At 40.6% G+C, this 12,593-nt stretch carries 11 protein-coding genes; 8 read left to right on the top strand and 3 right to left on the bottom strand.

Translation table 11 applies throughout. The annotated features are described in order from the left end of the window. Nucleotides 1-126: 126 nt before the first annotated feature. The 3 genes from ACI3K6_RS13540 to ACI3K6_RS13530 are packed head-to-tail and all read left to right on the top strand — an operon-like array spanning nt 127 to nt 3,029. A complete protein-coding gene (locus ACI3K6_RS13540; protein WP_435555234.1) occupies nt 127-843 on the top strand; it encodes a (Fe-S)-binding protein in 717 nt (238 codons plus the stop codon). A gap of 24 nt (nt 844-867) precedes the next feature. Continuing rightward, nucleotides 868-2,295: a LutB/LldF family L-lactate oxidation iron-sulfur protein gene (locus ACI3K6_RS13535; RefSeq protein ID WP_435555233.1), complete on the top strand. Its 1,428-nt coding sequence runs from the start codon at nt 868-870 to the stop codon at nt 2,293-2,295. Between the two features lie 8 nt (nt 2,296-2,303). Next, nucleotides 2,304-3,029, top strand: a complete 726-nt coding sequence (locus ACI3K6_RS13530; RefSeq protein ID WP_435555250.1) for a LutC/YkgG family protein — start codon at nt 2,304-2,306, stop codon at nt 3,027-3,029. Nucleotides 3,030-3,203: 174 nt separating this feature from the next. Here the strand turns inward: ACI3K6_RS13530 and ACI3K6_RS13525 are convergent, their stop codons facing one another. Continuing rightward, nucleotides 3,204-3,725, bottom strand: a complete 522-nt coding sequence (locus tag ACI3K6_RS13525; protein WP_435555232.1) for a DinB family protein — start codon at nt 3,723-3,725, stop codon at nt 3,204-3,206. 253 nt (nt 3,726-3,978) lie between these two features. Between ACI3K6_RS13525 and ACI3K6_RS13520 the strand changes: the two genes are divergently transcribed. From ACI3K6_RS13520 to ACI3K6_RS13510, 3 genes are all read left to right on the top strand, one after another. Next, a complete protein-coding gene (locus ACI3K6_RS13520) occupies nt 3,979-5,136 on the top strand; it encodes a carbohydrate kinase (RefSeq protein ID WP_435555249.1) in 1,158 nt (385 codons plus the stop codon). Further along, complete coding sequence (locus ACI3K6_RS13515; RefSeq protein WP_435555231.1) at nt 5,133-6,047, top strand: pseudouridine-5'-phosphate glycosidase; 915 nt, start codon at nt 5,133-5,135, stop codon at nt 6,045-6,047. The genes ACI3K6_RS13520 and ACI3K6_RS13515 overlap by 4 nt, the downstream gene beginning before the upstream one ends. Nucleotides 6,048-6,191: 144 nt before the next feature. Further along, entirely contained in the window at nt 6,192-6,785 is a 594-nt protein-coding gene (locus tag ACI3K6_RS13510) for a biotin transporter BioY (RefSeq protein ID WP_335477170.1), read from the top strand. Between the two features lie 101 nt (nt 6,786-6,886). On the opposite strand, the gene ACI3K6_RS13505 is transcribed toward ACI3K6_RS13510, so the two are convergent. Then, nucleotides 6,887-8,140, bottom strand: coding sequence for a GGDEF domain-containing protein (locus ACI3K6_RS13505; protein ID WP_335477171.1), 1,254 nt, complete (start codon nt 8,138-8,140; stop codon nt 6,887-6,889). Nucleotides 8,141-8,386: 246 nt separating this feature from the next. Then, nucleotides 8,387-9,229, bottom strand: coding sequence for an aldo/keto reductase (locus ACI3K6_RS13500; RefSeq protein ID WP_435555230.1), 843 nt, complete (start codon nt 9,227-9,229; stop codon nt 8,387-8,389). A 281-nt stretch (nt 9,230-9,510) separates the two neighbouring features. Here ACI3K6_RS13500 and ACI3K6_RS13495 point away from each other — a divergent pair, with 281 nt between their 5' ends. Further along, nucleotides 9,511-10,743, top strand: coding sequence for a Zn-dependent hydrolase (locus ACI3K6_RS13495; protein ID WP_435555229.1), 1,233 nt, complete (start codon nt 9,511-9,513; stop codon nt 10,741-10,743). Between the two features lie 174 nt (nt 10,744-10,917). Next, nucleotides 10,918-12,552: an ATP-binding protein gene (locus tag ACI3K6_RS13490; RefSeq protein ID WP_435555228.1), complete on the top strand. Its 1,635-nt coding sequence runs from the start codon at nt 10,918-10,920 to the stop codon at nt 12,550-12,552. Nucleotides 12,553-12,593 lie beyond the last annotated feature (41 nt).

Genomic DNA, 12,593 nt, shown 5'->3' with positions numbered 1-12,593 from the left:
TTTTGTGTAACCCCTTTCAATGTAGGTGGTTTTTGTTGTAAGATATAGAATATTATAATCATTAGGTCATCTGATGACCTGTTTACCAGTTAATAAATTAGTACTGATCATGAGGGGGAGCAAAGAATGAAGGTTACACTGTTTGCAACATGTATTGTTGATATGTTCCGGAGCAACGCAGGAAAAGCGACTGTAGAGCTGTTGGAAAAGCTCGGATGTGAAATTGATTTCCCAGAATCGCAAGTTTGCTGCGGCCAGCCTTCCTATAACAGCGGTTATGTGAAAGAAACAAAAGAGGCGATGAAGCGGATGATTGAAACATTTGAGCATGCCGAATACATTGTTTCTCCGTCCGGTTCCTGCGCCTTCATGTTCCATGAGTATCCACATATTTTCGCAGGGGATCCCCTTTGGCAGCCAAGAGCTCAAAAATTGGCGGATAAAACATATGAATTAACCCAATTTATCGTAGAGGTGTTAGGAATAGAGGATGTTGGGGCAAAGTTTGAAGGTACCGTCACTTATCATACCTCTTGCCACATGACAAGGCTTCTTGGCGTGAAGGAACCACCTATGATTCTATTAAATAATGTTAAGGGCTTAAAATTTTCGGAATTACCGGGAAAAGAACAGTGCTGCGGCTTTGGCGGGACTTTTTCTGTGAAGAATGTTGCTATTTCCGAGCAAATGGTGGATGAAAAGGTTCGGCATATTGAAGAAACCGGTGCGGAAGTTCTGATTGGTGCCGATGCTGCCTGCTTGATGAATATCGGTGGACGAATGGAACGGCTTGGTAAGCCTATCAAGGTGATGCATATCGCGGAAGTGTTAAATAGCCGTTAATTTTCATAAATGGGGGAAAGCCAAATGTCGATGAAAACGAGCAGGGAAAAATTTCATGATCGTGTCGATCAGGGGATCCAGGATGAATTTATGCGTGGGGCAGTGGCCGGTGCCCAAGATGGAATGGGTGTGAAAAGACGGATGGTCACTACCGATGAACTGAGCAACTGGGAGGACTGGCGCAATCATGGAGAAGAAATCCGACAACATGTCCTGGAACACTTGGATTATTATCTAGAACAATTAAGTGATAATATTTCTAAACGTGGAGGCCATGTCTTTTTTGCACAGACGAAGGAGGAGGCCAACGAATATATCCGTGGGGTAGTTCAGCGTAAGAACGCAAAAAAAATTGTTAAGGCTAAATCGATGGTGACTGAGGAAATCGGCTTGAATACGATGCTTGAGGAGGAAGGCTGTGATGTCGTAGAGACGGATCTTGGCGAATACATTCTCCAGCTCGATGATCATGATCCGCCTTCACATATTGTCGTTCCGGCATTACATAAAAATAAAGAGCAGATTCGTGAAGTATTTGCGGAAAAAATTGGCTATACGAAAACAACAAAACCGGAAGAACTAGCTTACCATGCGCGCGTCACTCTCAGGGAGAAGTTTCTTTCTGCGGACCTTGGAATCACTGGTTGTAACTTTGCCGTGGCTGAAACAGGTTCGTTTGCTCTAGTGACGAATGAAGGTAATGCGGATCTTGTAACAGCGCTGCCTAAAACACAGATAACCGTGATGGGGATGGAACGAATTGTTCCGACTTTTGAGGAAATGGAAGTGCTGGTCAGCTTGCTGACACGTAGCGCAGTTGGGCAAAAGCTGACCAGCTATATTACGGTATTGACGGGCCCACGTGAAGAATTGGATGTCGATGGCCCGGAGGAATTTCACCTTGTCATCGTTGATAACGGGCGGTCCGATATTCTTGGCAGCGAGTTCCAGTCCATCTTGCAATGTATTCGCTGCGGTGCCTGCATCAATGTGTGTCCAGTTTATCGGCACATTGGCGGACATTCCTACGGTTCGATATATCCAGGGCCAGTGGGTGCTGTACTTACGCCGCTTCTTGGCGGCTATGATGACTATAAGGAGCTCCCATATGCTTCGACTCTATGCGGTGCCTGTACGGAAGTATGTCCGGTGAAGATTCCGCTCCATAATTTGCTGCACAAACATCGTCAAGTGATTGTAGAGCGTGAAGGCAAAGCACCTTTTTCGGAAAAATTGTTAATGAAGGCCTTTGGGCTTGGAGCTGCATCACCGATCCTTTATAAAATGGGATCAAAAATGGCTTCTGCGGCAATGAATCCATTTACGGACGGGGACAAAATCTCTAAGGGACCAGGCCCGCTGAAAGCCTGGACGGACATTCGCGATTTCCCGGCACCAAATAAGGAAAGATTCCGAGATTGGTTCAAAAACCGCGAAAAGGAAGGGAAATAGGGATGAGTATGAGTACGAGCGGAAATATCCTAAATCGCGATAAATTTTTAAATAAAATTGCCGGGAGTCTTAACCGGCCCCGCATGACTGAGCCGATTCCTCTGCCTAGTTGGAAATTCCAGCCTCAACATGAGGTTTTCAAGGGAGTCAGTCAGGACGAACTTTTGGAAATTATGAGGGTCCAGTGCAAAAAAATCCACACGACATTATATGAAACGAATCAGGATGGTTTATCTTCTGTTTTAAATGAAGTTGTTGAAGGTTACGGTGGAGGCCCTGTTGTCACTTGGAAGGATTCTCGTTTCTCCGAATGGGGGCTTGATGCTTTGCTGAAGAAGGAGTGGCCATCACAAGGTATCGATGTGTTTGAATGGGATTACACTTTGGGGGAGGGGAATGTCCGATGTGCGGAGCGGGCCAATGTTGGCATCACCATCAGTGAAATCACACTTGCTGAGTCAGGAACGGTTGTGCTCTTCTCTAATAAAGACAAAGGCAGAACAGTCAGTTTCTTGCCGGCCACATCGATTATGCTAATTCCAAAAAGCACTCTTGTTCCGCGCATCACTCAAGCTGCGGTGAAAATGCGGGAAACTTATCGGCAAACAGGGTCCATTGCTTCCTGTGTCAACTTTATCACTGGCCCAAGCAATTCCGCTGACATCGAACTAAATCTGGTAGTCGGCGTTCATGGTCCGATCAAGGCAAGCTATATCGTTATTAGTGATTTGTAAAGTGTTTTGATTAGAGATATGTTCCTTAGCTATAAAGATGAAAAGACCTACCAATTCCCAAGACTAAAGAATGGTAGGTCTTTTATATATACATAATAGTCTTTTTTTCAAGGAGGACGTACTCCTATTTGCAGAAAAGATTAAGCCTAATGAGCCAAGGAAGAATCTAAATTCTTATTTCTTTTTACTATGGATGAGTACCTTGATTTCTTTTATCTGATCAATATGACGCAGTTCATGAAGGTATATGCTTTCTACCCATTGGTAAATGGGAACATAGCCAACAACGGGGTGTTTCGCTGATTTTGTTTCTAACAATGAGTCGTCTTTAAGTGTGTTGAGAACCTGCAACAGCTCAGTCCGCGCTTCTGACAATAGCTGTAGAATTTGTGGGATTTCCATAGGATCTTCACTAGGTATAACTATTGGGGGTGCCTGCTTTTTCATAGACCGGTCCGTTAATGCCTGAATCGGTTTTGCTTCAACTTTTTGACCATCTGCTTTATTAAGTCCATACAGAATACCTTGAGTAAAAGCTCTCTCTGCTAAATAAAGATGATGACAAACCTGAGCAACACCCCATTCATCTTTACTAGGTTTTGCATTCACTGCTTCAAACCCAAGACCCTCTAGCTCACCCAATAGCTGCTCCCTAACCTCCGCCAAACTTCTAACTAATAACTCCTTTTCAACCATCCTAACTCCTCCTTCAGCAAACAAACGTGATTCACATACCATAATCTTTATATTCGTGAACATAAGGAATATTCCTTTTATGCCAGAACACTATTTCTTGAATATGGTGACAGGCACCATTCGTGGACATTTGTCCTCCACCTGTGGACAGTGAATGGGATGTTACAATTTTGTTTAGGTTAATAGTGTGAATAGGGTTGACTAAGTGAAGAGACAGGAGTACAATTTAAACATAAGTTTGAAAGATAAACAAATGTTTAAAATCTGTTTTTCACCAATTGCAGGGGGTGATGTTTTGTCAGGGTCAGAGAGAATGACGGAGAAGGAGCAATTGATTTTTGAATTCATTCAAAAGGATCCTTATATTTCTCAACAAGAGCTAGCGGAAACGGTTGGACTATCGCGTCCTTCAGTCGCTAATATTATCTCTGGACTTATCAAGAAAGGACATATTATCGGTCGCGCTTATATCTTAAATGATTCCCAACAAATTGTTTGCATCGGCGGGGCAAATCTGGACAGGAAGCTTCAAGTGAAAGATAAAGCACAGCTCGGGACCTCTAACCCGATCGAATCTAGTAAGAGTGTTGGTGGGGTTGCCAGAAACATAGCTGAAAATCTTGGACGTCTGGGATTGGATGTGACATTGTTAACTGCCTGTGGTACCGACAGCGATTGGGCATTTATTGAGGAAACGTCGGCGCTTTATATGAATCTTGATCAGGTATCCAAAATACCAGGGATGGCAACAGGTTCCTACACAGCTGTCCTTGACAGGGACGGAGAATTGATTATCGCGTTGGCGGACATGGAAGTGTATGAAGAAATCAAGACGGAGCAACTTCTAAAACAGGAAGCTCTCTTAAGTCGTGCCAGATGTATAGTTGCTGACTTAAATTGTCCAAAAGAAACGCTTCAATTCCTAACTCAATTTGCGAATAAACATGAAAGACCATTAGTATTGATTCCCGTTTCATCCCCTAAAATGAACCGGTTGCCTGACGATTTAACTGGGGTGGACTGGATGATTACCAACCGGGATGAATCGGAAACATATTTTAATATTAAAATTGAAACCAATCAGGACTGGCAGCAGGCCATAAAAAGCTGGCTTTCTCGCGGAGTCCAAAACGTAATTATCACAAATGGAAAAAATGGCGCAATGATTGGCAATAACGAAGAAGGAATATTCCGTATCCCGGCTGTTCCAACGCAAGAAATCGTTGATGTAACTGGGGCAGGCGACGCCTTCTCATCTGCAGTTATTTTTTCATGGCTGGATGGGAAAAGTTTGCAAGATATAGCTAAAGCAGGAGCAGTCAATGCATCAAAAACACTGCAATCTGCTTACACTGTTCGTCAGGATCTTACAGCAACACAACTTCTAAAAGACATGGAGGAATTATCATGAAACAATATTTAACTTTTTCAGAAGAAGTACGTACGGCAATGGAGCAAGGGAAGCCGGTTGTTGCCCTTGAATCGACTATCATTTCACACGGAATGCCTTACCCTCAAAATGTTCAGACTGCTCGTGAAGTAGAACAAATCATCCGGGACAATGGTGCTGTTCCAGCAACAATTGCACTTGTAGATGGAAAGATTAAAATCGGTCTGTCCGATGAAGAACTTGAAATGTTCGGGAAAAGCACAGATGTGGCCAAGGCATCTCGCCGTGATCTAGCGTATCTACTTGCTACGAAAAAGATGGGGGCAACAACAGTTGCAGCAACAATGATCTGTGCTGAATTAGCAGGAATCAAGATCTTTGTTACCGGAGGCATTGGCGGTGTACACCGTGGTGCTGAAACTACGATGGATATTTCAGCTGATTTAGAAGAATTAGCACAAACCAATGTAGCCGTTATCTGCGCTGGAGCTAAATCAATTCTTGATTTAGGGCTAACAATGGAATATCTTGAGACAAAGGGTGTTCCGGTAATCGGCTATCAAACAGATGTCCTTCCAGCCTTCTATACACGTACCAGCGAGTTCCAACTTAACGTGCGTGCAGATGATGTGGAAACAATTGCTTCTACATTAAAAACAAAGTGGGACTTAAATCTTAAAGGTGGAGCCGTGATTACTAATCCAATCCCTGAAGAATATGCCATGGATGAGGCAACGATTAATAACGTCATTGAATCAGCCTTAAAGGAAGCAAAAGAGAAAAAGATCTCCGGAAAAGAAGTTACCCCATTCATGTTAGCAAAAGTAAAAGAACTAACAGGCGGAAAGAGCTTAGAATCTAATATTGCTCTTGTAAAAAATAACGCAGTAGTTGGAGCAAAACTTGCAGTGAGCTTAAATTCTTTGAAATAAATAGTGGAGAAAACCCAGGTGTATGAGCCTGGGTTTTATTTTTATGAAGTTTTTTTGTTAACTAATTTTAAAAATAAGTTGACATATATCTGATAAACCATTTATTTTAAATCTATAGAATTTTTTATAGATGGGGGATTTATCATGAAAAAATTAACTGCACTGGATATAACGCTAGTGGGAATGTTTGTGGCTTTAATGGGAATTGGCGCTAATATTTCTACGATAGCTCCATTTTTGCAGGTCGGTGGAGTGCCGATTACCTTACAAACCTTTTTTGCGATTTTAGCAGGATTGATACTGGGAAGCCGCCTAGGATCTATTGCCATGATCGTCTATATGTTTGTCGGACTGGTAGGAGTACCAGTATTTGCGAATTTAAAATCAGGTCCAATGATGATAATAGAGCCAACATTTGGATTTATACTTTCGTTTATCATTGCGGCCTACGTTGTTGGGAAGATCGTTGAAAAGAAAAAAAGTCTTACTGCATTCATCACTGCTGCACTTATCGGGATTACTATCAACTACCTTTTCGGAACAAACTGGATGTACTACGGATACAAATTCTGGGCAGCAGCACCAGAAGGCTTCTCCTACAAACTCGCCTGGCTATGGATGGTCCCACCTCTGCCAAAAGACATAATCCTTACCGTTCTTGCAGGAATCCTTAGCCATCGGTTAGAAAAAACTGTCCTATCCAAAGGACAATTTAAAAACTTAAAAAGGGTATCTTAATAGAGACATCGAAACATTTGTCCGCCGTACGCGGACAAATGTGTTTTTGTGGTGCCTGTCACCCTTATGCACCAAAAAGAAGTGGTTACAACCTCAAAAGGTTATACCACTTCTTTTTGGTTATGAAGCCCGTTTTGGGCGGAAAGGCAGTTTTTGCCGCGTTGTTTCGATTGGTATAAGAGTTCGTCAGCCTGGATGTAGGCTCTTTCTACTGGGAATTGGCTGTTGACTTGGTAGTAGTAAAGGCCAAATGATGCTGTGTATTTGATTGAAATTAGTTCCCCGTTGTATTCGGCTTCAACGGCGGTACTATCTAATTCTTTTATAATAGATTTGATTAAATTTGTGGAATGGTCAAATGTTTTCTTTCGAAGGCAGAGTGTAAATTCCTCCCCCCCGCTTCTAAAGAGAAAGTCGTCCTTCCATAAGTAGTTTTTAAGAGTAGCTGCAAAGTGCTGAATGACTTTATCGCCAACGGCATGATTGTAATTGTCATTAATGCTTTTAAAGTTATCAATATCAGCTACAACTATTGCTAAACTTTCTCCTGATTCATTGAGCTCCGTCATTTTTTTATCCATAAAAGTACGATTATATACACCTGTTAAAAAGTCTGTATAGGCCATTTGCTCAAATTGATCCCGTTCCAGCTTATCCTGAATGCTTTGTGATTTGGAGTAAAAGGAACGGCTGACAATATAGTTTAAGATAAATAGACTTATTAACATTTCCCATTGCTTTGACTGTAAAAATAGTAACAACATTCCATTGGAAACGGCTACTTTCCCATAATCAAGAAAGCTGATACCCCTAAAAATAAAATCAATAGCTTCCTTAAACGAGTGAGGTTCCCCAGCTAATCGAAAGACAATTACCAAGAAAAAACCAGAAAGGTAAGAAGAGAAACAAACCAATAAGAATATTAATATCCAAAAACCAAAAGGGAAAGATTGAACAACACCATGAAATTGGTGAAATAAAAAATAAGCGAAAATATTGGTGATTACATGACAGCCAATATTATAAAAGGTATCAGATAGTTCACTTGGATCTGCCGTCTTCGTTGCTTTTCTATAAAAATAAACCAAAAATCGGTAGATAAATTCAAAAATAAACAATCCCAAAGGTCCGGTAAATAGGACGATGGCTAGATTGTAACTGATTCCATATTCAATATTGGTACTTCCGTTTTTATAAAAGACCCGCAGATGAAAATACAAACAAGAGAAAAATAAGAAGATTGCTAGTACCTTCATATATGTAGAGTTGTTTACCAACAAATGGGATGAACTAAAAGCGATCACCAAGGCAGTCATAAATAATGAACCGTCGTAGAGTCTGGCCTTCAGCATCATAGCTAAAGCCCCCCTTTAAAGTCCTGCGAATATGATTCTTCCTTATATAATAATTTTTAGTAGAATAACTATATTTTACCTAAGAATTATCAGATAACGTACTATTTTTTTTGTTTTCAATTATATAAAGTATGGAACATTGGGAATATTCACCCTCTTAATTAGAGGTTATGGTAAAAACTAGAAGTAGGTGCCTGTCACCACTTGTGGACATTTGTCCACGGATGGTGACAGGCACCCATTTTTTTAAATAGTAGGGTACACTTTGTCAGGGTCTGGACCTGTCCTCAGGTTTTTATTGAGACTTGAGATTTTGTTCATTTCTTCCATGGTGAGTTCGAATTCGTAAATATTTGTGTTTTCTTCGATTCTAGCAGGTGTGCTTGATTTTGGGATAAAGATGGAATCTTGTTGTAATTGCCAGCGCAGTACAATTTGTGCAGGAGTTTTGTTATATCTCTGAGACAATTCTTCCAGAATAGGTTCGTTCAAGATCTTGCCACGGGCAAGCGGCCTCCATGCCTCTACTGCAATCTGGTTTTCATTCAAATATTCTCTTAGTTCCGTTTGAATTAAATAAGGGTGAACTTCAATTTGATTCACCATCGGCATCATGTTTGCTTTTGTTTTTAATTTTTCGAGATGGTGCATTTGAAAATTACATACGCCAATAGCCCTGACCATTTTTTCCTCATATAGCTGTTCAAAAGCACGCCATGTCTCAAAAAAATGCTTTTCACTAGGCCAGTGAACAAGCAATAGGTCGAGCTGACTAAGCTGCAGATCTGCCAGCGATTGTTCAAAAGTAAACAGCGTTTGGTCATAGCCTTGATTTCCGTTATTAATTTTTGTCGTGATAAATAGATCTTTACGTGCAAAAGAACTTTGATGTAAAATTTCGCCAAGCAAGCCTTCGTTTTGATACATTTGAGCTGTGTCAAAAGAACGATAGCCAACCTCCAATGCTTTATGCACTGCTCTCTCCAGTTCCTTCATTTCTGTAATTTTATAAACACCAAACCCGTGCTGGGGCATTTGGATACCATTAGATAACGGGACCATGTCCGTGAGTGTTTTAGACACGTTCATACCTCCTAAAAAGACATCTCCAACTAGTATAGCGCTTGCAAATTCTAAAATGAAGGATTTAGACTGTACAGTTTATAAAAATAAATAGATAAAGGGTTTGATGTTTTGTCTAATGACAAGAGAATAGGTTATTGTATAATTAAATTAGACTGAATATTATGATAAATAACAAATTATCTTTTCTATATTTTGATGGTCAGATGGAATTCGAAGAATTGACTCCAAGAGAACAAAGAATGAAGGAATCGTAATCTCATTTTATAAACAAGGAGTGTTCCAAGATGCAAAAACAAAAGTTATTGATAAATGGGGAAAGACTTAAGCAGGAGCTGGAACGATTTGCTGAGTTTGGAATAACAGAACAGAATGGGGTTACCCGGTTATCGCTGTCAGAGGAGGATCGGCGTGTAAGAGACTATTTTCGAACTTGCTGTGAAGAATTAGATCTCGAGGTCAAGGTTGATGATATGGGTTGTATGTATGCCACCTTGATGGGTGAAGAGAATAAACCGCCGATATTAATAGGATCACATCTCGATTCAGTCAAAAAAGGCGGTAGGTTTGATGGCGTATTAGGTGTCATCACGGGGCTGGAAGTGGTACGAACCTTAGTGGAGAATAACATAAAACCAAAAATTCCAATTACTATTGTTAATTTTACAAATGAAGAGGGAGCCCGATTTGAGCCGTCCATGATGGCATCGGGAGTCATATCTGGAAAATTTGATAAGGAGACAATGCTGCAAAAACGAGATTCAGAAGGTGTTACCTTTGGAGAAGCATTAAAAGCGATTGGATACGAGGGAGAAGTTGAAAATCGACTAAAAGAGGCAACGGCATTTTTGGAAATGCATATTGAGCAGGGCCCGATTCTAGAAAAAGAAACTCTTTCCATTGGTGTGGTGGAGTGTGTCGTCGGAATGGCCTGCTATGAAATTGAGGTTACCGGAGAATCTAATCATGCAGGTACGACGCCGATGGATATGCGAAAAGACGCCCTGTTTACAACGAATAATTTGATTAATGAAATTCGGAAACGGTTAGGTGCTTTGGATCAGGAACTAGTTTTTACCATCGGTAGGGTAAATGTGTATCCTAGTATACACACGGTTATTCCTAATAAGGTAGTGTTTACCCTCGAGGCACGTCATAAAGACATGGATATCGTGAATACCGTTAAGGATTTCATACAAAGCATGTCTAATTTAGGACTTAACGAGGGCTGTGAAATTAAAACGACCAAGCTCTGGGACCGTGATACAGTTTGGTTTGATCCAGAAATTTGCCAACTATTAGAGCAATCTGCACAAACCCTTGGATACTCCAATAAAAGAATGGTAAGTGGAGCCGGTCACGACGCCCAATTCATCGCCGGTCTCGTTCCAACAGCCATGCTATTCGTCCCAAGCCTCAAAGGCAAAAGCCACTGCGAAGAAGAACTAACCGCTTGGGAAGACTGTGAAAAAGGTGTAAACGTCATACTAGATACCGTACTAGGTCTTTTATCAAAATAGTTAAATGCAAAAGGAGACACAAAAGGTGACAGGCACCATTCGTGGACAAATGTCCGCGTGGGGTGGACGGTCGCCTTTTTGATTTATTTATCTTAATTACCGTAAAAAGGTTGTATTCCAAATTTAGGGCGTCTGGTTTATGATAGAGGTAAATTGGTTTTGGGTGTGAGTTGGATGTTTACGATGAGTTATATTGTTAATTTATCAATTTTTTCGCTGATGGTTTGTATTCCTGCAGTGATCCAATCGTTTTTTAATTTTAGGCCAATTAAATATGCTCGCTACTTAGGTGGACTCTATGGTGGATTAGTTTCGATTGTTTTGGTGGAAATGTCCTTTGGACAAAAGGGGTACATCTACGATATCCGATTTGCCCCAATCATTTTAAGCTTTACGTATTTTGGACCGATTGGTGGAATGATTACAGCGGGTTTGGCATTGGCTGCTAGATTGTCTTCAACTGGTCATTGGGCACCGGCGATTATTGGATTGCTAATTCTCGTTTGCAGCTTTTTACTATTACATACTCGGATCTCACGATTTAGTACTGTAAAAAAAGTTATCTATTTCTCCATCATATATGTAGTTATTTACTTCATAAATGTGATCATCTTTAAAGTTTTACCGGGAGAGCCTTTCTTCCATTTACAATATTTATTTTTTGTCTTGATGGGTGTGACGCTCGGTGTATTACTCATCGAATCCTATAGTAAACTGTATCGCTTAAATAATAGATTGACAGAAATGTATAAGATGATTGAAGAGGGAGAATCCAAATATAAATTAATTGCCGAAAATACATCTGACTTGATAAAAGTCATGAACCGGGACCATTCAATCTGTTATTTTTCTCCTTCCCATAAACAGGTTTTGGGATATCATATGGAAGAGCTCGAAAAAATTGAACTTTGCCAGTTTATTCATCCTGAAGATGTAGCTTTATTTAGAAGTAAAATCGTTGATATTTTTCAGAAAAGAGAATCGGACTCAATGGAATTCCGTCTCCTCCATAAGGATGGCAGTTGGATTGAATTTGAATCTCGCTGCATGCCTGTGAGCGGTGAAAATAAGGAAATTGAACATATTGTCATTATAAGTAGAGATATTTCTGAACGGAAAAAATCCGAAGCTATTCTCCTGCAATCGGAAAAGCTATCGATTGTTGGGGAACTAGCCGCTGGTGTGGCCCATGAAATTAGGAATCCTCTGACTACAATCAAGGGATTTGTACAATTAGTAAAGGCACAGAATAGCTCGTTTGAATACAGCGAATTGCTTTTAAATGAGCTAGAACGGATTGAAACGATTACCAGTGAAATGCTGGCTTTGGGAAAACCGCAGGCAGTGAAGCTTGTGCGGACTGACTTGCGGGATTTGCTTGAAAATACTCTTGAACTTCTTTCACCACAGGCGTTAATGAATGGTATACAGTTTAACCTCCAATGGGAGGATGAACTTTTTTATATGATCGGTGAGAAAAATCAACTAAAGCAGGTAGTTTTAAATGTGTTAAAAAATGCCATAGAAGCCATGCCTCTTGGCGGTGAAATTTCAATCGATTTGAAAAAAGATGGGGAAGCCATCGGTTTAATTACGATTAAGGATCAGGGCTGTGGCATTCCGGCTGAATTGCTTCCGAGGTTGGGCGAACCGTTTTATAGCTTAAAAGAAAAAGGAACTGGTTTAGGATTAATGATTTGCCACAAGATAATTAAGCAGCATAATGGCACGATCCGTTATTCAAGTATGGAAAACGAAGGAACCGTGGTGGAGATTAGACTGCCATTAATGATTGAAAATATAGGGTGATGTGAGGCGACCTGGAATCGGAAGCCTCTTTTTTGAAGTAT

Origin of the sequence: Neobacillus solisequens, from assembly GCF_051233465.1 — a bacterium.
Lineage (GTDB): Bacteria > Bacillota > Bacilli > Bacillales > Cytobacillaceae > Neobacillus.
Note: the sequence above shows the minus strand (reverse complement) of the source record. Positions and strands in the feature narration are given on the sequence as shown.

Coding starts and splice junctions, on each gene's coding strand:
- ACI3K6_RS13520 (WP_435555249.1), top strand. CDS start 3,979: ATGTTTAAAATCTGTTTTTCACCAATTGCAGGGGGTGATGTTTTGTCA.
- ACI3K6_RS13505 (WP_335477171.1), bottom strand. CDS start 8,140: ATGATGCTGAAGGCCAGACTCTACGACGGTTCATTATTTATGACTGCC.
- ACI3K6_RS13490 (WP_435555228.1), top strand. CDS start 10,918: ATGTTTACGATGAGTTATATTGTTAATTTATCAATTTTTTCGCTGATG.
- ACI3K6_RS13535 (WP_435555233.1), top strand. CDS start 868: ATGTCGATGAAAACGAGCAGGGAAAAATTTCATGATCGTGTCGATCAG.
- ACI3K6_RS13515 (WP_435555231.1), top strand. CDS start 5,133: ATGAAACAATATTTAACTTTTTCAGAAGAAGTACGTACGGCAATGGAG.
- ACI3K6_RS13525 (WP_435555232.1), bottom strand. CDS start 3,725: ATGGTTGAAAAGGAGTTATTAGTTAGAAGTTTGGCGGAGGTTAGGGAG.
- ACI3K6_RS13510 (WP_335477170.1), top strand. CDS start 6,192: ATGAAAAAATTAACTGCACTGGATATAACGCTAGTGGGAATGTTTGTG.
- ACI3K6_RS13540 (WP_435555234.1), top strand. CDS start 127: ATGAAGGTTACACTGTTTGCAACATGTATTGTTGATATGTTCCGGAGC.
- ACI3K6_RS13495 (WP_435555229.1), top strand. CDS start 9,511: ATGCAAAAACAAAAGTTATTGATAAATGGGGAAAGACTTAAGCAGGAG.
- ACI3K6_RS13500 (WP_435555230.1), bottom strand. CDS start 9,229: ATGAACGTGTCTAAAACACTCACGGACATGGTCCCGTTATCTAATGGT.
- ACI3K6_RS13530 (WP_435555250.1), top strand. CDS start 2,304: ATGAGTACGAGCGGAAATATCCTAAATCGCGATAAATTTTTAAATAAA.